General features: G+C 70.2%; 19 protein-coding genes. 8 read left to right on the top strand and 11 right to left on the bottom strand.

What is annotated here, in order from left to right; translation table 11 throughout:
* Positions 1-423 precede the first annotated feature (423 nt).
* Positions 424-774: a hypothetical protein gene (locus ABD908_RS17070; protein WP_344998090.1), complete on the top strand. Its 351-nt coding sequence runs from the start codon at positions 424-426 to the stop codon at positions 772-774.
* An 88-nt stretch (positions 775-862) separates the two neighbouring features.
* Here ABD908_RS17070 and ABD908_RS17065 read toward each other — a convergent pair whose 3' ends face one another.
* The 3 genes from ABD908_RS17065 to ABD908_RS17055 all read right to left on the bottom strand — a co-directional run bounded on the left by ABD908_RS17065 (position 863) and on the right by ABD908_RS17055 (position 3,606).
* On the bottom strand, positions 863-1,246 hold the full coding sequence (locus ABD908_RS17065; protein ID WP_344998094.1) for a hypothetical protein: 384 nt from the start codon (positions 1,244-1,246) through the stop codon (positions 863-865).
* A 71-nt stretch (positions 1,247-1,317) separates the two neighbouring features.
* On the bottom strand, positions 1,318-2,496 hold the full coding sequence (locus ABD908_RS17060; protein WP_344998089.1) for a fatty acid desaturase family protein: 1,179 nt from the start codon (positions 2,494-2,496) through the stop codon (positions 1,318-1,320).
* Between the two features lie 57 nt (positions 2,497-2,553).
* The gene (locus ABD908_RS17055) at positions 2,554-3,606 is read right to left on the bottom strand and encodes a ferredoxin reductase (protein WP_344998087.1); all 1,053 of its coding nucleotides are present in this window, start codon (positions 3,604-3,606) and stop codon (positions 2,554-2,556) included.
* A gap of 129 nt (positions 3,607-3,735) precedes the next feature.
* On the opposite strand from ABD908_RS17055, the gene ABD908_RS17050 reads away from it, so the two are divergent.
* Positions 3,736-4,449, top strand: a complete 714-nt coding sequence (locus ABD908_RS17050; RefSeq protein ID WP_344998085.1) for a TetR family transcriptional regulator — start codon at positions 3,736-3,738, stop codon at positions 4,447-4,449.
* A gap of 17 nt (positions 4,450-4,466) precedes the next feature.
* Here ABD908_RS17050 and ABD908_RS17045 read toward each other — a convergent pair whose 3' ends face one another.
* Genes ABD908_RS17045 through ABD908_RS17035 form a run of 3 tightly spaced genes read right to left on the bottom strand, consistent with a single transcriptional unit; the run spans position 4,467 to position 7,483 of the window.
* Positions 4,467-5,105 carry a response regulator gene (locus tag ABD908_RS17045; protein ID WP_344998083.1) on the bottom strand — a complete coding sequence of 213 codons (639 nt, stop codon included), beginning with the start codon at positions 5,103-5,105 and terminating at the stop codon, positions 4,467-4,469.
* Positions 5,098-6,279, bottom strand: a complete 1,182-nt coding sequence (macS, locus tag ABD908_RS17040; protein WP_344998081.1) for a MacS family sensor histidine kinase — start codon at positions 6,277-6,279, stop codon at positions 5,098-5,100. The genes ABD908_RS17045 and macS overlap by 8 nt, the downstream gene beginning before the upstream one ends.
* Before the next feature lies 1 nt (position 6,280).
* Positions 6,281-7,483: an AI-2E family transporter gene (locus ABD908_RS17035; RefSeq protein WP_344998079.1), complete on the bottom strand. Its 1,203-nt coding sequence runs from the start codon at positions 7,481-7,483 to the stop codon at positions 6,281-6,283.
* 274 nt (positions 7,484-7,757) lie between these two features.
* Between ABD908_RS17035 and ABD908_RS17030 the strand changes: the two genes are divergently transcribed.
* Both ABD908_RS17030 and ABD908_RS17025 read left to right on the top strand, forming a co-directional pair.
* Positions 7,758-8,966, top strand: a complete 1,209-nt coding sequence (locus ABD908_RS17030) for a lysylphosphatidylglycerol synthase transmembrane domain-containing protein (RefSeq protein ID WP_344998077.1) — start codon at positions 7,758-7,760, stop codon at positions 8,964-8,966.
* Between the two features lie 238 nt (positions 8,967-9,204).
* The gene (locus tag ABD908_RS17025) at positions 9,205-9,609 is read left to right on the top strand and encodes a DUF3054 domain-containing protein (protein ID WP_344998075.1); all 405 of its coding nucleotides are present in this window, start codon (positions 9,205-9,207) and stop codon (positions 9,607-9,609) included.
* Here the strand turns inward: ABD908_RS17025 and ABD908_RS17020 are convergent.
* On the bottom strand, positions 9,597-11,111 hold the full coding sequence (locus ABD908_RS17020; protein WP_344998073.1) for an NTF2-like N-terminal transpeptidase domain-containing protein: 1,515 nt from the start codon (positions 11,109-11,111) through the stop codon (positions 9,597-9,599). The genes ABD908_RS17025 and ABD908_RS17020 overlap by 13 nt on opposite strands.
* Before the next feature lie 266 nt (positions 11,112-11,377).
* On the opposite strand from ABD908_RS17020, the gene ABD908_RS17015 reads away from it, so the two are divergent.
* Complete coding sequence (locus ABD908_RS17015) at positions 11,378-12,154, top strand: pirin family protein (RefSeq protein ID WP_344998071.1); 777 nt, start codon at positions 11,378-11,380, stop codon at positions 12,152-12,154.
* A gap of 100 nt (positions 12,155-12,254) precedes the next feature.
* On the opposite strand, the gene ABD908_RS17010 is transcribed toward ABD908_RS17015, so the two are convergent.
* A complete protein-coding gene (locus tag ABD908_RS17010) occupies positions 12,255-14,312 on the bottom strand; it encodes a CocE/NonD family hydrolase (RefSeq protein WP_344998070.1) in 2,058 nt (685 codons plus the stop codon).
* A 129-nt stretch (positions 14,313-14,441) separates the two neighbouring features.
* Between ABD908_RS17010 and ABD908_RS17005 the strand changes: the two genes are divergently transcribed.
* The gene (locus tag ABD908_RS17005) at positions 14,442-16,436 is read left to right on the top strand and encodes a M13 family metallopeptidase (RefSeq protein WP_344998068.1); all 1,995 of its coding nucleotides are present in this window, start codon (positions 14,442-14,444) and stop codon (positions 16,434-16,436) included.
* Positions 16,437-16,547: 111 nt separating this feature from the next.
* Positions 16,548-17,315, top strand: coding sequence for a GAF and ANTAR domain-containing protein (locus ABD908_RS17000; protein WP_344998066.1), 768 nt, complete (start codon positions 16,548-16,550; stop codon positions 17,313-17,315).
* Here the strand turns inward: ABD908_RS17000 and ABD908_RS16995 are convergent.
* Positions 17,312-17,995 carry an SDR family oxidoreductase gene (locus tag ABD908_RS16995; protein ID WP_344998064.1) on the bottom strand — a complete coding sequence of 228 codons (684 nt, stop codon included), beginning with the start codon at positions 17,993-17,995 and terminating at the stop codon, positions 17,312-17,314. The two genes, ABD908_RS17000 and ABD908_RS16995, sit on opposite strands and share 4 nt — an antisense overlap.
* 55 nt (positions 17,996-18,050) lie before the next feature.
* On the opposite strand from ABD908_RS16995, the gene ABD908_RS16990 reads away from it, so the two are divergent.
* On the top strand, positions 18,051-18,413 hold the full coding sequence (locus ABD908_RS16990; RefSeq protein ID WP_344998062.1) for a winged helix-turn-helix transcriptional regulator: 363 nt from the start codon (positions 18,051-18,053) through the stop codon (positions 18,411-18,413).
* A gap of 30 nt (positions 18,414-18,443) precedes the next feature.
* Here ABD908_RS16990 and ABD908_RS16985 read toward each other — a convergent pair whose 3' ends face one another.
* A complete protein-coding gene (locus tag ABD908_RS16985) occupies positions 18,444-19,130 on the bottom strand; it encodes an SPFH domain-containing protein (protein ID WP_344998060.1) in 687 nt (228 codons plus the stop codon).
* A gap of 345 nt (positions 19,131-19,475) precedes the next feature.
* Positions 19,476-20,552 (bottom strand): zinc-dependent alcohol dehydrogenase family protein, encoded by a 1,077-nt coding sequence (locus ABD908_RS16980; RefSeq protein WP_344998058.1) that lies wholly within the window; start codon positions 20,550-20,552, stop codon positions 19,476-19,478.
* Positions 20,553-20,588 lie beyond the last annotated feature (36 nt).

Genomic DNA, 20,588 nt, shown 5'->3' with positions numbered 1-20,588 from the left:
GCAGACCGGATCCGGCTCGACACCGAGGTGGTCTCGGCCGAATATGGCGGGGCCCCGGCGGCCCGTATCCCGGCGGCGGGCGCCCCTATCCCGGTCCGAACGCACCGCGCCCGACGGGACCGCAGGGCGGCCCGGGCCAGCGCCCGACCGGTCCTTCGCAGCCCGGCCCGAGCCGCCGCGACTGACCCTCTGCATCCCGAAACACGCGAAGTCCGCTCCTACTGGAGCGGACTTCGCGTGTTTCGGGGGACGCCACGGCTTCGAGGGTCGGACTCCCGGTATCCACAGGTGCGGTCGAACGCGGCGTGTACGCTGATCGGCCGCGCGAGGCTGCCTGGGACGAATACCAGCGGAAGGTTCGCGCAGCGGCATTGAATCGGCCGTCGCGGAGTAGGGACGGCGCGCCAGGCGTTGGTGGCATCGGTGGACAGCAGCGAATCCCTTGGCGAGTCGCGGTCCCGCTGTCTGATGCACGAATGGGGACTTCCGACTCCGACGCTGCGACGCCGGTACGAGCTGTGCGGCCACGAATACCGGGCGGACTTCGATTGGGACGGCCGCCTGGTGGGTGAGTTCGACGGAATGGGCGAGTATGCCGCCGACGACCGGATCCGCGACGAGAGGGCACGCGACGCGGACTTCCAGCAGGGAGGCATCGAGGTCGTGCACTGGCCGTGGGCCGACGCCCAGGACCGGCCCCGACTGTTCCGGATCATCACGCAGGCGATGGTGCGGGCGGGGACCCTACGGGCGGTCCCGCCGTTCCCCGGGTGATGAGACGGGGCCCCCGTGCACGCCGAATCCGCTCCTTCGGGAGCGGGCCTGACGTGATCCGACGGCTTTCACGGCTTCAGGGGGAGGATCACCGCGGTGGGTCGCCGGCGTCCGGCTCGGCCTCCCCCGGATCTGCGTCGGAACCCGGCTTCGCAGCGCCGGCATCAGACTCGACGGCGTCGGCATGGGGCTCGACGGCGTCGGCATCAGGCTCGGCATCGTCCGACTCGACGCTGCCGGCGCGCCGGGCGGCCCGGCGGTGGCGCCAGCGGGCACCGTCGTCGGGGTCGTCGCGGCCCGCGCGGCGTGCGGCCTCGCGCATCTCGAAGCCGTCGGTGACGATGTCGCCGATCTCCCGCGTCACGTCCGCCACCGCCTGCGCGATGATCGTCGCGATCCGCCCGACGTGCACGGCGGTCGATTCGACTACCTCCTGCGCGGCGTCTTTATTGCGCTCGATCTTGCCCACCATGGGATTCCCCTTCGTTGTCGACGCCGACGCCCCCACGGCCGGGTGACCGAGGGGGCGAGACGACGCCGGTCTTATACCGACACCGTCTCACGTTCCTCGACGATCGGCTGCTTCTTCGCGAGCGCGTCCCGCGCGGCCTGCTCTGCGCTGAGACGCTCGATGGTGACCTCGAGCTCGGGCTCGTGGCTCACCATCCAGTTGGGCAGCGAGAGCTTGGCGATCTTCTTCCACGTGGACGTGATCTGCTTGCTCAGCGAGCCCGAGTTGTACGGCAGTCCGTACTCTTCGCAGATCGCGCGGACCTCGGAGGCGACCTCGGGATACCGGTTGGCCGGCAGATCGGGGAACAGGTGGTGCTCGATCTGGAAGCTCAGGTTGCCCGACAGGATGTGGAACAGCCGGCCGCCGTCGATGTTGGCCGATCCCAGCATCTGTCGCACGTACCAGTCGCCCTTGGTCTCGTTGGCGGTCTCCTCGATGCTGAAGGTCTGCACACCCGACGGGAAGTGGCCGCAGAAGATGATCGAGAACGTCCACAGGTTCCGCACCAGGTTGGCGGTCAGGTTACCGGCGAAGGTCAGCGGGAACAGGGGACCGGTCAGCAGCGGGAACACGATGTAGTCCTTGAGCACCTGCTTGCTGGACTTGCGCCACATGCCCTTGGCCAGGCTCTTGACGTCGTACCAGTTGCGCTTTCCGGCGACGATGTTCTCGACCTCGAGGTCGTGCAGCATCACACCCCACTCGAACAGGACCATCAGCGCGGTCGCCCACGCGAGATTGCCGAGATAGTAGGGGTTCCACTTCTGCTCGGGCGCCATCCGCAGGATGCCGTAGCCCACGTCGCGGTCCATGTCGACGATGTTGGTGAAGGTGTGGTGCATGTAGTTGTGGCTGTGGCGCCACTGCTCGGCGGGGCAGACGGTGTCCCACTCGAACTCGCGGGAGTTCAGGCCGGGCTCACGCATCCAGTCGTACTGGCCATGCATGACGTTGTGGCCGATCTCCATGTTGTCCAGGATCTTGGACAGGCTCAGGGCCCCGACGGCGGCGAACCAGGCCGGCGGGAACGGGCTGAGGTACATCAGCGCGCGGCCGGTGATCTCGAGGCCCCGCTGAGCCTTGAGGATCGAGTAGATGTATTCGCGGTCGCGTTCGCCCAGGTCGGCGACGGTGCGGGCGCGGATGGCGTCGAGCCGGGCGCCGATCTCCTCGACCTGTTGGCGGGTGAGGGTGATGTGCTCGGTCATGGTGGTCCTTCTCTCGGGTCGGACTGGCGGATCAGGTGTATTGGGGGGCGAAGCGGGTCAGAGGGCGATCTCGACATCGCCGACGGGGGCGCTGACACACAGCTGGATGTGTCGTTCGGGCTCGGAGTCGAGCTCGCCGGTGAGCAGGCTGCGGGTGCATCCGGAGGTGCGGACGGCCGTGCAGGAGAAGCAGATCCCCATGCGGCAGCCGCTCTCGGGGAACAGGCCGGCGGACTCGGCCTGGTCGAGCACGGAGCGGCCGTCGTTCTCCGCCGTCACGCCCGACTCGGCGAAGGTGAGCGTGCCGGTCGCGTCGCTCGGGTCGGTGGACGCGGGCACCGGCGGCGTGAACTCCTCGATGCGCAGCCGGTCGGCCGCGCCGCGCTCCGCGTAGTGCTCCGAGACCGCCGCGAGCAGACCGGCGGGGCCACAGGCGAAGGCGACGTCACCGAGCGACTCGAGATCGCCGGCGCCGAAGTGGCCGCCGCCGGAACGCGTGTACACGTAGCGCACGCTGATCCCGGTCCGCCGCGCGAGTCGCTCCAGCTCCGCACGGTACGGATTGTCGGTCTCGTCCCGGCAGAAGTGCAGCAGCTCGATCGTTCCGGCGTGGTCTTCGTCCACAAGCGTACGCATGATCGAGAGTACGGGTGTAATCCCACTTCCGCCACTCACGAGGCGGATGTCCGCGGGGCGCTGCGCCGGCAGCGTGAAGGTCCCGGCGGCTTGACTGAGACCGAGGACGTCGCCCGCGGTCAGGGTGTCCCGCAGATGCTTGGACATGAAGCCGTCGTCGTGGGCGGTGATCGTGAACTCGAGCGCGCCGCGGTCGTGTTGCGAGGTCGCCGGCGAGAAGCAGCGACTGTGCCGGACACCGTCGATAACGGCACTGACCTGGACAAACTGCCCGGCTTCGAACCCCTCGAACTGGCGGGTGGGCGTCAGAGTGAAGGTCACGGTCCGGTCGGTCCGGCGGGTCACGGAGGTGACCCGGCCGCGGACGTCGGTCCAGGTGATCATCGGGTCGATCAACTCGAGGTAGCGGTCGACGGCGTGGGGCGCGAGCGCGGCCTGGACCACCGATCCGGCGAATGTCTTCAAGCGACTCATTGTGTGTCTCCATTCGGTGCACGCTTGTACACTCATAGTGTGCACGACACCCTGGTAACCACGTCAACCCTTCCCGCTGTGAACTCGGCCACATCCGCCGGACTGGTGAACGCCTATACACTCGTGAGCGTGTCCCGCCCACGTAGTCGCCCCACGCCCGAGCGTGCGACGCCTACCCGTTCGGCCGGCACCGACAGCCGCTCCACGCGGACAGACACCCGGTCGTCACGCGCCGAGGCCAAGGAGCGCACCCGACAGGCCCTGCTCGACGAGGCCCTCGCGATGTCCAGCGAGCGTTCGTTCGCGAGCCTCTCGCTCCGTGAGGTCGCGAAGGCCGCCGGCGTGGTACCCACCGCGTTCTACCGGCACTTCGCCTCGATGGACGATCTCGGCGTCACCCTGGTCGAGGATTCGATGCGCGTGCTGCGCCGGATGCTGCGGGACGCGCGACGCGGCGCCGACGGTGCCCCGCCGAGCGCAGCGGACGCGCTCGACATCCTGATCCGCCAGGTCCGCGAGAACGACGTGGAGTTCGGCTTCCTGGTTCGCGAGCAGTACAGCGGTTCCCCCGAGGTACGCCGCGCGATCGACGTGGAGCTGCGGCTGTTCGCCAAGGAGCTGACGCACGACCTGGCCCGGGTCCCCGCGCTGCGCACCTGGGCGGCCGAGGACCTCGACATGGCCGCCGACCTGTTCGTCACCGTCATGCTGCGGTTCGTCGCCGAGTTGGTGCGGATCGATCCCCGCAACGCCCGCGAGGAGGCCGAACTCGTCGACCGGACGAAACGGCAGGTCCTGGTGATCACCATGGGACTCGGCGGGTACCGGGCACGCGAGCTCTGAGATGCTCCCGCGGCCCGCTACAGCCCCTTCTCGATCGCATAGCGCGCGAGCTCGACACGATTGCCCAGCTGTAGCTTCCGCAGTGTCGACTGCACATGGTTCTCGACGGTGCGGTGACTGAGCGTCAGACGGTTCGCGATCTGCTTGGCGGACAAGCCCTTCGCTACGAGGCGCAGCACCTCGGTCTCGCGCGGCGTCAGTGCGGGCCCGGGCGGCTCGGGCTGCGCCGCCATCCGGCGGAACTCGCCGAGCACCAACCCGGCGAGGCCCGGCGTGAACACCGGATGCCCCGCCGCGCCGGCCCGCACCGCCGCCACCAGCTCGTCGGCGGAGGCGCTCTTGACCAGGTAGCCGAGCGCGCCCGCCTTCACGGCCTCGACCACGTCGTCGCGCTCGTCGGACGCCGACAGGATCAGCACCGCTGCGCCGGGCGCCTGCCGCAGCACCAGCCTCGTGCCCGCGGCCCCGTCACCGTCGGGCAGGTTCATGTCCATGAGGACGACGGTGGGGCGGACCGCGGCGGCGATCCGGCCGGCCGCCGCGACGGAGTCTGCGGTGCCCGCGACCGTCAGGTCCCGTGCCTCCAAGTCCCGCGCGACGGCGTCACGCCACATCGGGTGGTCGTCCACCACCAGGACCGAGATCTCGTCAGCCATCGCAGCCCTCCTCCCTCGCGCACTTGGGGACCGTCAGCTCCCATTCGACACCGTCGCCGGGCCCGGTGACCAGGTCTGCGCGGCCGCCCAGCGCCCGGATCCGGCCGACGATCGATTCTCGGACCCCGAGGCGGCCCTCGGCGCGGGCGGCCTCGAGTCGCCCCGCCGCGATCCCAGGGCCGTCGTCTCGGACCGTCACCACGACATCGTCCCCCAGGTCCTCGAGGAGCAGGAGACTCCGCGCCTCGGGCCCGGCGTGCAGGGCCGTGTTGCCGAGGGCGTTGCGCACGGCCGCGACCACCTCGTGTGCACGCGCCGCCGCCAGCCGGACGGGACGTCCGGGCTCGCTCAGCGTGACGCCGGGACCGGCCGCCGCGCGCAGCAGGTCGCGCAGGTCCACCTCGTCCCGCTGCGCGGGTCCGGCGCCGTCCGTCGGGGACTCGGAGATCAGTCGCCGCAGTGCCGCCTCCTGCTCGCCGGCCAGGGCCGCGAGATCCGCGGCGGAGGAACCCATCGCCGCGCAGCGGCGCGCGACCAGCGCGAGTGTCTGCAGCACGCCGTCGTGCACCTGCCGTGCCAACTGCTCGCGCACCCGGGCCTCGGCCGTGCGGCGTTCGGCCTCGCGAACGGCCTCCGCCGAGCGGATCGCGACCCGCGCCGCGACACCCAGGCCGAGGCCGACCGCCATCATCACGGGGTAGTCGGCGTCACCGAGCGTGCCCGCGAACGCGGTGCCCCGGTACACCGCATTCACCGCCGCCATCACGATCCCACCCACCACTCCAGCCCAGGGACCGGACAGGATCGACAGCGACACGACGGGGTTGGTCATCCACAGCGTGGTGGGCAGGCATTGGTTGTGCGCCGCGAAGCCCGGCACGACCACGGCCCACGTCGCCCACACCAGTCCCGCCGATGCCACCGTCTCGCCGGCCACGAACACGCGGTTCCGGCCGAATCCCCGAACGTACGCCAGCGCGCAGACCGCACTCACCACCACCACCGCGCCGAGCAGCACCCAGCTCCAACCGATCCGGCTGAACCGGTCGGCCTGCGCGACGTGCAGCCCCACGGCGTACAGGACGGACAGCGCCCGGAAGTACTGGGCGCCCCGCCACAGCGGCCCGCGTGGATCCTCCTCCACCGCGGGCCGATCCGCGGTGTCCCCCGTCATGTCAGCCCGGCGAGTCGGGGACGACGCCGGATTCCGAGTCGCCGTCCGCACCCGGTCTCGTGTCGTCGGTGACGGGATCCCCCAGCAGCGACCGGATCGCGGTGTTGAGCACCGCCACGAGTGGCACCGCCAGCAGCGCGCCGAAGATCCCGCCGAGAACGGCGCCTGCGGCGATCGAGAGCACCACGGCCAGCGGGTGCAGGCGCACGGCGCGGCCGAGGAGCAGCGGCTGGAGCACGTGCCCTTCGAGCTGCATCACCGCGATGACGATCGCGAGCGCGATCACGGCGTAGATCGGCCCCTTGGCGACCAGCGCCACCAACACGGCGACGGTGCCGGTGGCGAAGGCCCCGATGATCGGCACGAACGCACCGATGAACACCAGCGAACCCAGCGGCAGAGCGAGTGGGACCCCGAGGATCTCCAGGCCCACCCCGATGAAGATTCCATCCACGGCCGCCACCGCGACGGTGGCACGGACGTACCCCACCAGCGAGTGGAAGCCGAGCCGCCCCGCGACCCGTACCCGCTCACGTGACCCGCGCGGAATGATGCGCGTCACGAACTCCCAGATCTGGGTGCCCCCGTACATGAAGAAGATCAGCGTGAAGAGCATCAGCAGCAGACCGGTGGCGAGCTCGCCGAAGGTGGCCGCCGTGGTGAGCGCACCCGACGTCAGCGAGGCCTGGTTCTTCTGCAGCGCGTTGACCAGCGAGTTGCTGATGTCGTTGATCTGGTCCTGTCGGATGTGCAGCGGCCCATCGGTGATCCACTGCTGAGTCTGCTTGATCGACTGGGTCACCTGCGCGGTGAGCGCCGGCAGCCCCGTCACCACGCGATCGACCACGAACACCAGGATCCCCACCACCGCGCCGACAGCGATCAGCAGGGATACCAGAACCGCGAGCGCACGGGGCACCCGCCGCACGTTGAGGAAGTCCACCAGCGGTGCCAGCAGAGCCGCGCCGAGCAGCGCCAACCCGACGGGGATCACCACCTCCTCGAGCTTGGAGAAGATCCGGATCAGGATGTAGCCGGCCGCCGCGATCGCCGCGAACCGCCACGCCCATTCCGCTCCCGCGCGGACCAGCGGCGTGACGTGGTCCGCGTCGCCACGACCGACCCGCGCAGGCTTCTTCGCCGCGACGTGCCGATCCGTGGGGCCGCGGGGGTCGGCCGCTTCGTCAGAAACATCGGGCTCCATCGCCGCCTCTTCTCTGCTGCCGTTTCCGTGCTGCCGTTTCCGTGCTGTCTTTCGAAGCTGTCTTTCGAAGCTGTCTTTCGAAGCGTTGTCGCCGGAAATGTGACAGTTCCATCTGTACGCCTTCCGGGCGTGCAGGCTCCACGGTAGCGATGCCCTACGACGGGACCGCCGAGCGCGCGCTCCGCTGCCGGTTCCCGTGCGCCTCGATCCGACACCGGTCGGTAGGCTCGCGTGTGATCCGCCCCGCCGACGGGGCCCGAGCGGCGAGGAACGAATGACCGAGGACGGTACCGTCGAGCAGGCCGAGGGTCGGTCGCCCACCGTCCGGCGTCGCCTGGGATGGGTACGCAAGGCGTTCCTCGGGCTCGTGGTCGTGGTACTGATCGTCGAGGTGGTGTTCGCCTGGCCGCGGCTGCACCTGGCCTGGTCCGAACTGGCCCACGTGCGGTGGGAGTGGCTGATCGCCTGCGTCGTGGCCGTGTGGTTCTCGTTCGACTCGTATGCCCAGGTGATCCGCGTGCTGATGCGCTCGGCGGGGGTCAGATGCTCGCAGTGGCAGGCCCTCGGTCTGCAGTTCGCGTCGAACTCCGTCTCGCAGTCTCTGCCGGGTGGACAGGTGATAGCGCCAACCATCGTGTACCGCCGGACCCGCATGTGGGGTGCGTCGCGAGTCGTCGCCGCCTGGCAGATCGTGATGAGTGGACTGCTGATGTCGGCGGGACTGGCCGTGCTCGGTCTCGCGGGTGCACTGGCGGCCGGCGCCAAGACCAGCCCGTACTCCGTGGTCTGGTCGGTGGGTCTGTTCCTCGTGGTCGTGGTGATGTTCCAGTACATCGCCTCCCATCCGGACGGGATCTACACCGTGGGCGCCCGCGTGATCCGCTGGACCAACGACCTTCGGAACAAGCCCGGCGACTTCGGCATCCAACGGTGGAAGGACATCCTCGAGCAGCTCGGCGCGGTCAAGCTCAGCCGCCGGTACGGCGCCGAGGCGTTCGCCTGGTCGATGTTCAACTGGATCGCCGACGTCGCCTGCCTCGCCTTCGCCTGCTACGCCGTCGGCAGCCGGCCCGGCCTGGCCGCGCTGTGCGTCGCGTACGCCGCGTCGAAGGCCGTGAACACGATCAGCCCGATCCCAGGCGGCGTGGGGCTGGTCGAGGCCGCGCTCGCGCCCGCCCTGGTGTGGGCCGGCATGACGGGCGGCGCCGCGCTCACCGCGACCATCATCTACCGCCTGATCAGCTACTTCCTCGTGGTCGCGATCGGATGGGTGGTGTTCTTCTTCGGCTACCGCAGGTCGATGAACATCGACCCCGATGCCGGCCCCGACACCGCCCCACGCGGCCACACCGCCCAACAGTCCGACCCTGCCCAACAGTCCGACCCGGCCGCGCAGCACGACCCGGCCGCGCAGCACGACCCCACCCAGCAGCCCGAGACCCCTGATCCCCCCGCGACGCACCGGGACGACCAGGACTTTTAGGCGACTGCAAGGCGCCCTCGAGCGTGGCTCGGCAGGCTGTCTGTCGTGAGCGGCGAGGTCTTCGGCCGGGAGACCGCGCCGCTCACCCGGGGAACGGGGAGGAGCCGGGCCCTTGGGGGGCCGCGGGTTGGATCGGGGGACGGTTCGGCCGAGGGCGCGTCGGGGAGGCGCGCCCCGCCGGGTCGCGATCCCACCTGCGGAGGGGACCCGCGCCCCGCCACCGGTTACCGTAACGGGCATGCGGATCCCGTTCGTACTGCTCATCGATCTGGTCGTGGTGGTGGTCTTCGCCCTGATCGGTCGGCTCAGCCACGCGGAGACACTCACTCCGGCGTCGCTGCTGGACACTGCGTGGCCGTTCCTCGTGGCCGCTGCCGTCGGCTGGGCGTTCGCCTACACGCTGTCGCAGGTGCGCAGCCACGACCCGGAGACGCACACCTTCCGCCCGCTGCGCGTGTTTCCCGACGGCATCATCATCTGGTTGGCGACGGTGGCCGTCGGCATGGTCGCGCGGGCTCTGCTGACGACACGCGGCGTGGTGCCCAGCTTCGTCGTCGTGGCGACCGTGTTCCTGGGCCTGTTCCTCCTCGGCTGGCGCGGGGTGGCGCGACTCGTGCTCCAGCGCCTCGCTCAGCCGAGGTAGGCGGAGGCGACCTGCAGCGACCCGGCCCCGGACGTGGGCCCGGTCACCATGATCGCGAACGCCTGGTCGCCGCGGAACCCGATGAACCAGCCGGGCCCGTCCGGGCCGTTGGTGCCCACCAGCCCCCGCACCTTCGTCCCGGCGAGGTCGCTACCGTCGCCGGACGGGGCCATCGTCGCCGTCATCGCGTCGGTGGCGGCCTTGCGCACGTCCGCGTTCACCACGCCCAGCGGCGCGCTGGGCTTGGCCGCCTGTCCCTGCACCACATAGGGCGCGGTCATCTGCCCCTTGGCCAGCGCGGCCATCATGAGCGCGGCACCGAAGGGCGACATCTTGACGGTGTCTGCGCTCAGCTGAGCGGACGCCGCGCCGGCCCGCCCGGGCAGGCTAGCCGTCACCGTCTGCACCCCCGTCATGGGGAAGTCTGTCCCGATCCCCAGCGGGTCCAGCAGGTTCTTCTGCTTACCGGCGTCGGTCCCCGCGGCCTTGTTGATCACCGAGAACAGCGGCTCGAGCACGGGCCCGGTGGTCGACAGGCCGGTCAGCGCCCACGACGACGACACGGTCGACGCCTGGTTGTTCTGCGCTGCCGCCAGGACCGCGCCGGAGGATATCGATACCACCACCATGGCGGCGGGCTGCCCGAGCTGTACCACGGCGTTCTCGGCCTGGAGCTGCACCTTGGTGTCCATCGATGTCCGGAGGTCGGGTCCGGGTGGGCCCTGGTAACCCACGACCCGCGTGGGCGGACCGGATGCGGGCACGAGCTGCACGGCCCAGCCCTGGGTCGCGTCCCGCTCGGCCTGCCAGGCGCCCTTGATCCCGTCGAACAGCGGCGAGAACAGCTGCCGGTCCGAGATCAGCAGGTCGGGCGCCGGCACCTGGGTCAGGCCCGGCACATCTGAGAGGTCGTCGGACAGCACCGCGTAGTCGTCGTCACGCAAGTCCACGACGGGGACGGGTCCGTTCGGATTCGCCTTGGCTTCCGCGGTCAGCGAGGCAACGGTGATGAGCGGCGCGACGGGCGCCACGATCTTGGCGACCTCGGCGAAGCTCGCGTTGAGATCCTTCGTCTTGGACGGGTCGATCGACAGCTTGTGGACGGTGCCCGCGAACATCAAGTCGGGGCCGTCCTTCGCCAGGACGCGGGGCGCCGGGGCGTCGGTGCGGATCTGGCGCAGGGTCGTGGTGGCGTTGATGCCAGGCGCGAGAACGGACGGGTCCCACTGGATGCGCCAGCCGATCGACAGGTCGGTAGCGGTGCCGTGGGTCGTGTACTCCCAGTCGCGGTCCGGGCCGAAGTTCCAGTGCGTGGTCAGGTCGAACGTCGCGGTGCCGCCGGAGTACCGCTGCACGTTGCCGGCCGTGACCTCGAGCTTCGTGGGGTGCATGTCGCGCAGCGTCTGCCCCAGCACCACCGCTGCCGCCGACGGCGACGACGTCAGCTGAGCGGCGTTGATCGCGTTCAGCGAGTCCAGTGCCGCCGTGTAGCCCCCGAGCATGTCCGAGACACCCGACGCACCGGAGTCCCCACACCCTGACAACCCCGCCGCGGTGAGCGCAGCGGCAAGCGCGATAACCGCTGCCCTCGTTCGCACTTCAGCGCCCCTTCCTACTGTTGCCGTCACCCTATCGACCGCAGCCGACAGGAACGCACGGCACGCCGGTTTGCAATGCCAGAGGCGGAGTTTACCGATCGACACTGTGAGAACGATGGGCGTGGCCGCCCCGGTTTCTGGTCTCCGCCCACGCGAGGCATCCTGGGAGTATGGCCCCTCGAGCGAGAGTGATCCGCGGCACCGATCGCCTGCGCACCGACACCGACTGGCTGCGTTCGCGACACTGCTTCTCGTTCGGCGACGAGTACGACCCGGACAACACCCATCACGGCGTTCTCCTGGTCAGCAACGACGAGACCGTCGCCGCGGGTCGGGGTTTCGACACGCACCCGCACCGCAACACCGAGATCGTCACGTGGGTGCTGCGCGGCTCGCTCGTCCACCAGGACTCAGCGGGGCACTCCGGGGTCGTCTACCCCGGGCTGGTGCAGCGCATGAGTGCCGGCACGGGCATCCTGCACTCCGAGCGCAACGACCTCGCGTCCAGCGAGCCGGGCGGCGAGGTCCGCTTCATCCAGATGTGGCTGCAGCCCGACGAATGGGACACCGAACCGGGGTACGCGCAGGCCGAGGTCGACGGACAACTCGCCGCGGGCGGGCTGGTCACCGTCGCCTCGGGTATCCCGGGGCAGGACGCGGCGATCCGGATCGGCAACCGCGGCGCCGCGCTGCACGTCGCCCGCCTGCGTCCGGGGGCGACGGTGAGGCTGCCCGACGCCCCGTTCGGGCACGTGTTCGTCACCGCCGGCACCGTCGGTGTCGAGGGCGTGCCCGGCTCGCCGTTGGGCGACGGTGACGCGCTGCGCCTCATCGCCGGGAGCGACGGCGGCGGTGCACCCGGGGCGGGCGGCGGCCGCACGGTCACCGCCGGGCCCGACGGTGCCGAGATCCTCGCGTGGGAGATGCACACGCGACTCGGCGCCTGAACATGTGCACCCTTCCGTCGCCCGCGCACCATGTGCACCCTTCCGTCGCCCCACAGCCGACATGTGCACCGTTCCGTCGGCGACGGAAGGGTGCACATGTTCAGACGAGCGGTCGGCTGGACGGCACGACCAGATAGCTCGGCTGGTCCGGGTCGATGACCAGATGCTCGGGCCGCAGCCCGGACGCCTGCGTGACGGGCCCGAGCGACATGCCCTTGATCAGGTTGAGCGCGAACACATCCACCCGCAGACGATGCCCGGGGGCGAGGTAGGCGTCGGTGCCGTGGGTACCGATGTCGAGCGGCACCAGCTGACCGGGCCGCACGAGCTGCCGTGCCTTGATGTCGAGCTTGTAGTAGGGCGCGGTGTAGTCGCCCGCGCTGTCCCGCTGGCTGTCGGCGTCGTCGATGGCGCGCAGGGAGGTGGTCAGCTGGCCGGAGCTGATCACGGACGAGCGACCGTCGGGCGCGACATCGGTGACCATCACGCTCCAGTACCCGTCGGTGCCGTCGAGCTTCGTGAGCACGTGCAGGTCGATCGGTCCGGAGATCACGGTCCCCTGCGACACCGGCGCCGACGTGAACGTCAGGGCGTTGGTCTCGGCGAGGCGGTTGTCGTCGTAGCAACCCTGGAACACCAGCAGGCCGAACATGGCCTGCGCCGTGTCGTTGGAGCACAGCGTGGAGAGGCCGGGCGCCACCGTCTGCGTGGCACGGATGCGGGGCGGGGTACGCCGCAGCGAGCCGTCGGACAACGCACCGCGGGCCGAGCCGGACGGCAGCGACGACAGGTACATCCGCTGGTACCGCTGCCCCGGCTCGGGGAAGGACGGCCCCTGCCACCAGCCGTCGCCGAGCCGGTGGATCGTTGCGGGCGCGTAGTCCTGGATCCCGTTGTCGACGCCCTTGAGCCAGTGGTCGAACCAGGCCATCTGCAGCACGTCCGAGCGCGGCGGCGCACCGGGCTTACCCATGTCCGACGTGACGGTCGCGTGGTACGCGTCGGACATCACCAGCTTCTTCTCACTCGACGGCAGCGAGGTCAGCTTGTTGAGCAGCTGCCACTCGGTGCCGGTGAACAGGTCGTGCCAGGCGCCGATCGCGAACGTCGGCGTCGTGATGTTCTGCAGCGGGGTGTGGTAGGCGTGCCGCAGGTCGGAGTTCGGGTCGATCAGCTGCTGCGTGGTGGGGGTCAGGCCGCTCACCGTCGGCGAGAAGACCCCGCTCAGCAGCTCCGGGAAGAACACGGCCGGGCTCTGCAGCCGACTGGCCAGCCACTTCCAGTCGAACGTCCCGTTGAGCAGCGAACGCGCGTCCGGGATGAACTTCAGGATGTTCACCAGGAGCAGCCACGGGGTCAGGAAGCCGACGCCGAGGCCGCCACCGGGCGCGACGATGTCGGGCACCAGGTCGGCGCTGGGCACCACCGGGAACAGGGCGTCGAGGCCCTGCGGGTGCTTCGCCGCGACCTGCAGCTGGTTGATGCCCGAGTACGACATGCCGGTCATGCCCATCCGGCCGTTGCTCCACCGCTGCTTGCGCGCCCAGTCGAGGACCTCGACGGTGTCCTGCTGCTCGCGGTCGCCGAACACGTCCCAGGTTCCCTGCGAGTAGCCCGTGCCACGCACGTCCACCACGACCTGCGTGTACCCGTTCTCCACGAGCTTCGGATCCACGGTGAAGTTGCCGATCATGCCGCCGTCGAGGTCGTCGCGCAGCGAGTTCACGCCGGCGATCGGGGTGCCGGCGAAGTTCAGCTGGTTGAGCACCCACACCAGCGCCGGGCTGAGCACGGGGATGTTCACCGCGACCTCGGCGATGGCACTGATCAACTTGGTGTAAGGCGTCATGTTCACGATGACGGGCGTCCTACCCCCCATGACGTGACCCGCGATGTCCGCGGGGTGGTAGACGTTGGCGCGCAGGATCGTCCCGTCCGACATCCGGATCGGCACGTCCCAGTCGACGGCCATGCCCGGGTATCTCGTGGGCGCGTCGTGCGTCGCCGTCCAGTCGGCGGGCGCGATGCCCGGCCCTGCGGTGTTGCGCGGCGCGGCCTGCGCGTGCGGGGCCGACGGTGGCGTCACCGTCAGGCCCAGCACCAGCGCGAGCGCGGCCAGCACGGCCACGGCCACCCGACCCCCTGTGACCTGGTTCATTCGGACTCCTCCGCTTGTGACTGGCGGGTAACTTCACCCTTCGGCGGGAAGGGTAACCCACGTCACAGAAACCTGTACGCAGTACGACAGATCGCGGTGCGGACTGGGCGGCACTGGCAGGATGGACTGGTGACCCAGGCAGCCAGCGAATTCGTACCCGGCATCGATCTCCAGTACCTCGACCCCGGCGTCCGCGTGCAGGACGACCTGTTCGGGCATGTCAACGGGCGATGGCTGGCGGGGCATGAGATCCCTGCCGACCGTTCCTCCGACGGCGCGTTCTACGCCCTGCGCGACGCTTCCGAGCAGCACGTGCGCGAGATCGTCGAGGAGTGCGCGGCGGGCGCCGACGGTGCCGCGGCCGACGCCCGGAAGATCGGCGCGCTCTACCGCAGCTTCATGGACACCGACACCGTCGAGCACCTCGGCGCCGCGCCCATCGCGGAGGAGTTGGCGGCGGTCGACGGTGCCGCGACGCCGGCCGAGCTGGTCGCGGTCCTCGGCTCCCTGCAGCGCACCGGCGTGCCCGGCCTGCTCTCGTACTACGTCGACACCGACGCCAAGCAGTCCGACCGCTACCTCGTGCAGCTCGGCCAGGGTGGCATCTCGCTGCCGGACGAGTCGTACTACCGCGACGAGCAGTACGCGCCGATCCGCGAGCAGTTCGCCGCGCATGTCGCTCGCTCGCTGGCTCTGGCCGGCGTCGCCACGGCGGGTGCCGACGCCGAGGCGGCCGCGGCCACGGTCCTCGATCTGGAGACGGCGATCGCTGCCGGGCACTGGACGGTGGTCGAGCGCCGCGACGCCGACAAGACCTACAACCTGCGCACGTTCGCGGAGCTCGACGGCGCCGCACCCGGCCTCGCGTTGGGTCCGTGGGCGGCGGCCGTGACCGGCTCCGACTCCACGGTTCCGCTGGCCGAGATCAACGTGCGACAGCCGTCGTTCATGACGCACGCCGCGCAGTTGCTCACCGATCGGCCGCTCGCCGACTGGAAGACGTGGGCGAAGTGGCGGGTCGTGAGCTCCCGCAGCCCGTATCTCACCGAGGCGTTCGTCGCCGAGCGGTTCGGGTTCTACGGCACCGTCCTGACGGGGGCGCCCGAGAACCGCGAGCGGTGGAAGCGCGGGGTGGGGCTGGTCGAGGAGCACCTCGGGTTCGCGGTGGGCGAGCTGTACACCGCGCGGCACTTCCCGCCCGCCGCGAAGGAGCAGATGTCCACCCTGGTGGGCAATCTCGTCGAGGCGTACCGCCGCAGCATCGGCGAGCTGGAGTGGATGACTCCCCAGACGCGTGAGCGCGCCCTGGTGAAGCTCGGAAAGTTCACGCCCAAGATCGGCTACCCGGATGCTCCGCGCGACTACAGCGCGCTCACCATCGACGCCGACCTGATCGGTAACGTGCGGCGCGGCAACGCCTTCGAACACGACCGCGAATTCGCCAAGATCGGCGCGCCGGTCGACCGCGCCGAGTGGTTCATGACGCCGCAGACCGTCAACGCCTACTACAACCCCGGGATGAACGAGATCGTCTTCCCCGCCGCGATCCTGCAGCCACCCTTCTTCTCCCCCGACGCCGACGACGCCGTCAACTACGGCGGCATCGGAGCCGTGATCGGGCACGAGATCGGGCACGGCTTCGACGACCAGGGCGCGAAGTACGACGGTGACGGCAACCTCGAGGACTGGTGGACCGACGCCGACCGCACCGAGTTCTCCGCTCGCACAGGATCTCTCATAGCGCAGTACGACTCCTTCGTGCCGCGCGGCCTGGACCCGAGCCACCACGTCAACGGTGCGTTCACGATCGGCGAGAACATCGGCGACCTGGGCGGGTTGGGAATAGCGTTGGTGGCATATGCGATCGCCACCAACGGTGTCGAGCCCGCGCCCGTCGACGGCCTGACGGGGCTGCAGCGCGTGTTCTTCAGCTGGGCGCAGGTGTGGCGGGGCAAGAGCCGTGACGCGGAGGCGATCCGGCGCCTGGCGACCGACCCTCATTCACCTCCCGAGTTCCGCTGCAACGGCATCGCGCGCAACCTGGACGCCTTCTACCGCGCGTTCGATGTGGCCGAGGCGGACGGGCTGTATCTCGCCCCGGAGGAGCGCGTGACGATATGGTGACGAACTAGAATATGAACGGGCCCGTAGTGGCTCGACCCGTCAAGCAGCCGGCGGACCATCCAGCCTGTCAGTTCCTGCGGTGCGACACCGCGGGGCCGAAGAACGGTGGCCGTGCACCCTCGTAGTGAAAACCCCAGCAACCCAGCAGAGCAGCTGCCCTCGGTGCTCGGCCAGGTCCTCGAGGTGGCGGACGTGCCACTCGAGGAACTCTCCCTGGTCGAGCGGATGGGCGAGATCGCGCGGCGGCTGCGGGAGCAGTCGGCGTCGTCGGAGTCGCTGCTGTCCGCGATGCTTCGGTTCGCGGCCGAACAGGTGCCGGGCGCCGACGACGCCGGCGTCATCCTCGTCGACGCGATGGGCCAGCTCAGTAGCCCCGGTGCCCCCGACGATGTGGTGCTGCGGATCGCCCGGATCCAGCAGGAGCTCGGCGAGGGGCCCTGTGTGCATGCGTCGTTCGAGTCCACGACGATCGAGGTCCCCGACACGGGCGATGAGCCCCGGTGGCCCCGGTTCGCCGCCGCGGCGCGCGAGGCGGGCGTCGGATCCATGCTGTCGCTCTGCCTGTACGTGCAGAACGACACGTACGGCACGCTCAACCTGCTGGCCCGTGCACCGCACTCGTTCACCGCCGAGTCCGCCTCGATCGGCTCGTTGTTCGCCGTGCACGCGGCGGTCGCGTTCTCCGCTGTGCGCGAGAAGGAACAGATCCGCGCCGCGCTCACGACCCGCGACATCATCGGGCAGGCCAAGGGCATGATCATGGAGCGCTACAAGCTGGACGCCGACGGTGCCTTCCGCCTGCTGGCCCGGCTCTCCCAGGACTCCAACACCAAACTGGCGGAGGTCGCGCTGCAGGTGATCGATGCGGGGCCGGACTAGCGATGTCGGGCGCCACCGTCGACGTGGATGAGCTCTCCGGTGACGTAGCCCGCGCCGAGCAGCCATAAGGCCGCGTCGGCGATGTCGTCGACGGTGCCGTGCCGGCCGACGAGGCCGCTCTCGGCGGCGCCCTGCAAAAGCGCGGCCTTCCGCTCGTCACCGAGCCGGTCCCACGTCCCGCTGTCGACGATGCCGGGTGCGATGGCGTTGACCCGCAGCGGCGCGAGCTCGACGGCCAGGTGCGCCGCCACGTATTCGAGGGCTCCGTTCGCGACGCCCTTGACGACGGTGCCCGCGGCGGGCTTCCAACCGACGATCCCGGAGAACAGCAGGAACGACCCGCCAGGGCGCACCTGTGGGGCGAAGTGCTTCGCAAGCAGCAGGGCGCCTGTGACCTTCGCGCCCAGAGCGTCGGCGATCCCGTCCTGCCGGAGTTCGGTGACGGCTACGTCGTGGTGTGCCGATGCGGTGGTCACGACATGGTCAAGGGGGCCGATGTCCTGTGCGGCGGCGGCGATCGACACCTCATCGAGTACGTCGATCCGGGTGCCGCCGGCACCGTCCCTGGTGGCGATCACGACCTCTGCGCCGCTCTGTTCGGCGCGGCGTGCGATGTGTGCTCCGATCCCGCGTCCGCCGCCGACGATCAGGATCCGCTTGTTCTCGAGTGTGTTGGTCATGACAGCGAAGGTATAGTTTGTATATCGGTATCTTCAACGCTACTGGAGGTGACCAGTGCCGAAGGCTTACGACGTGATGGCGGCGAGCTGTCCGAGTCGGACCGTGCTGCACCGCATCGGTGCTCGCTGGACGGTGTTCGTCGTGACCGCACTCGAGGCGGGGCCGAGGCGGTTCACGCAGCTGAAAGGCTACATCCAGGGGATCACCCCGAAGGCGCTGACGGAGACGCTGCGAACGATGGAGGCCGACGGGCTGATCTCCCGGACCGACCTCGGCGGCACACCCGCGCGCGTCGAGTACGCCCTCACGCCGCTCGGCCGCTCCCTACTGGTCCCACTGGGAGCCCTTCGGGATTGGGCCGAGGCGCACGTGCCCGAGATCGAGCGTGCGCGTGCCGTCCACGCCGCCGACCACTGAATCCCCGGTCGACCACGCCGGCCACGCGGATCAGTCGGCGTCCCCGGGCCGCCCCACATCGCCGCCGACCGCGATGACCACCTTCGAGCCGGGCGGTGCCGCCTGGATCATGCGCAGCGATGCCAGAGCCGGCGACGCGTCGAGCATCCGCCCCGCGTTCGCCAGCGCCCGGAGCGACGTGGTCTCCGCCCGCGCCTCCTCCAGTCGCGCCGCACCCCTGGCCTTGGCGGTCATCAGTTCGAGGGCCGCGGAACGGATCTCGTGCGGGACGACGACGTCCTTGACGACGACCGCCAGCACCTCGATACCCACGTCCGAGCCCGCGGTGCGGGCGGCCCGCGCGATCGGGCCGACGTCGATGGCGTCGCCCCGGCGCAGCACGTCGACGACCGCGACTCCGACGACGATGTCCCGCAGCGCGATCTGCGCCGCGAGGTACACGACGGCGTCCGGCTCCGCAGCCCGCTCGACGTAGGCGACGGGGTCGATCACCTTGATCCGCAACGTCATCGACACGCGGATGGTCACCGACTCGGCCGTCGTGATCTCCTGCGGGGCCACAGCCAACAGCCGCTCGCGGACGGGCACGGTCACGATCGTCCGCTCGTCGCGAACCCGGTGCCGCCCCGGGCCGAGCACCCGCTGCACCTCACCGTCCCGGTAGTCCAGGGCGTTGTAGCCGACTGGCACGCTGATCGACCTGCCGACGAGCGCCATGTGAAAATCCTTTCCTATCAACGTTCTTCGCGTCCGTATCGGGCCGGTACCCGCCCCTGGCACATCCGACGGCGGGACCGCACGGGACCGGTCGGATGCGCACGCCGATGGCGTGATCGTCCGACCGGACACCGAGGGCCGCAGGGCCGCCGGACGCGGTTCCCGGGGCGGGCACCGCTACAGGGAGTCGAACCCAGGAGGTCGGTCGACCTCTTGCCCGACGGGCGCACGGGGCGACGCACGGAACCGCCGGCGATACCTCGCTGCGGCCGCTTCCCCCGGCTCTCCCGTCGGTAGACACTGCCACGTCGCACCGCTGGGCTCAAACGGTTTTCGGTCCGGGAGTCAGGGCCGCGCCACCACGATGCCGCCGGCAGACCGCTGCGGGGAGTCCATGTCCAGCAGCGCGCCGATCGCCCCGTCCAGATCGGTGACCGAGCGGACGAGCCGTCGGGGGTCGAGGCTGCCATCCTCGAGCATGGCCAGCATCGCAGGGTAGTCGCGGGCGCTCATTCCGTGCGAGCCGAACACGGTGATCTCCCAGGCGATCACGCGGCCCCAGGGCAGTGGCGCCGTCGCCGCGTCGCCGAGCATCAGCCCGACCTGCACGTGCCGTCCCCGTCGGCGCAGGCTGCGGATGGCGGCGGTCGCGGTCGCGGCGGTTCCGATCCCGTCGATCGTGACGTGCGCGCCGCCGTTCGTCGCGTCGATCACGGCGGCCTCCACGCGGGCATCGTCCGCCGACCCCTCCCCCGACGCCCCCGGCGCGCGCACGGTGCGCACCGCGCCGAGTCCGCGTGCCCGGTCGAGCGCCGCATCGGACACGTCGACGGCCGTCACGCGGGCCCCTAGCGCTGCGGCGACCATCACGGCGGAGAGACCGACTCCGCCGCAACCGAACACGGCGACCGCGTCACCGGCCCGCACGCGGCCGTGTGTCGTGACGGCCCGGAACGCGGTGGCGAAGCGGCAGCCGAGCGCGGCCGCGGCGTCTGCGCCGACGGTGTCCGGTAGCCGCACGAGATTCGTGTCGGCCGCCGTGACGGCGACGTATTCGGCGAACGAGCCATTGCGGGTGAAGCCCGGCTGCGTCTGGTCCGGGCATACCTGGGCATCGCCCGATCGGCACCACTCGCAGCGCCCGCAGCCGTTGACGAACGGGGCCGTGACGCGGTCACCGGGAGCGAACCGGGTGACTCCGGCGCCGATCTCGGTGATCACCCCCGCGAACTCGTGGCCGGGAATCATCGGCAGCGGCACCGGGTCGTGCCCGCGCCACGCGTGCCAGTCGGAGCGGCACACGCCGGTCGCCTCGACGCGAACGACCGCGCCGCCTACGGGACAGTCCGGCACGGCGACCTCGGTCACCCGGGGCCGTTCGCCGACCCGGTCGTACACCACCGCACGCATCACATCCGTCACCCGGACATTCTCGCCCCTACCGACGCTGGTCGGCTT

Source organism: Tsukamurella soli, from assembly GCF_039541155.1.
Classification (GTDB): Bacteria; Actinomycetota; Actinomycetes; order Mycobacteriales; family Mycobacteriaceae; genus Tsukamurella; species Tsukamurella soli.
Note: the sequence above shows the minus strand (reverse complement) of the source record. Positions and strands in the feature narration are given on the sequence as shown.

Coding starts and splice junctions, on each gene's coding strand:
- ABD908_RS17065 (WP_344998094.1), bottom strand. CDS start 1,246: ATGGTGGGCAAGATCGAGCGCAATAAAGACGCCGCGCAGGAGGTAGTC.
- ABD908_RS17060 (WP_344998089.1), bottom strand. CDS start 2,496: ATGACCGAGCACATCACCCTCACCCGCCAACAGGTCGAGGAGATCGGC.
- ABD908_RS17055 (WP_344998087.1), bottom strand. CDS start 3,606: ATGAGTCGCTTGAAGACATTCGCCGGATCGGTGGTCCAGGCCGCGCTC.
- ABD908_RS17045 (WP_344998083.1), bottom strand. CDS start 5,105: ATGGCTGACGAGATCTCGGTCCTGGTGGTGGACGACCACCCGATGTGG.
- macS (WP_344998081.1), bottom strand. CDS start 6,279: ATGACGGGGGACACCGCGGATCGGCCCGCGGTGGAGGAGGATCCACGC.
- ABD908_RS17035 (WP_344998079.1), bottom strand. CDS start 7,483: ATGGAGCCCGATGTTTCTGACGAAGCGGCCGACCCCCGCGGCCCCACG.
- ABD908_RS17030 (WP_344998077.1), top strand. CDS start 7,758: ATGACCGAGGACGGTACCGTCGAGCAGGCCGAGGGTCGGTCGCCCACC.
- ABD908_RS17025 (WP_344998075.1), top strand. CDS start 9,205: ATGCGGATCCCGTTCGTACTGCTCATCGATCTGGTCGTGGTGGTGGTC.
- ABD908_RS17020 (WP_344998073.1), bottom strand. CDS start 11,111: ATGCTCGGGGGCTACACGGCGGCACTGGACTCGCTGAACGCGATCAAC.
- ABD908_RS17015 (WP_344998071.1), top strand. CDS start 11,378: ATGGCCCCTCGAGCGAGAGTGATCCGCGGCACCGATCGCCTGCGCACC.
- ABD908_RS17010 (WP_344998070.1), bottom strand. CDS start 14,312: ATGAACCAGGTCACAGGGGGTCGGGTGGCCGTGGCCGTGCTGGCCGCG.
- ABD908_RS16995 (WP_344998064.1), bottom strand. CDS start 17,995: ATGACCAACACACTCGAGAACAAGCGGATCCTGATCGTCGGCGGCGGA.
- ABD908_RS16985 (WP_344998060.1), bottom strand. CDS start 19,130: ATGGCGCTCGTCGGCAGGTCGATCAGCGTGCCAGTCGGCTACAACGCC.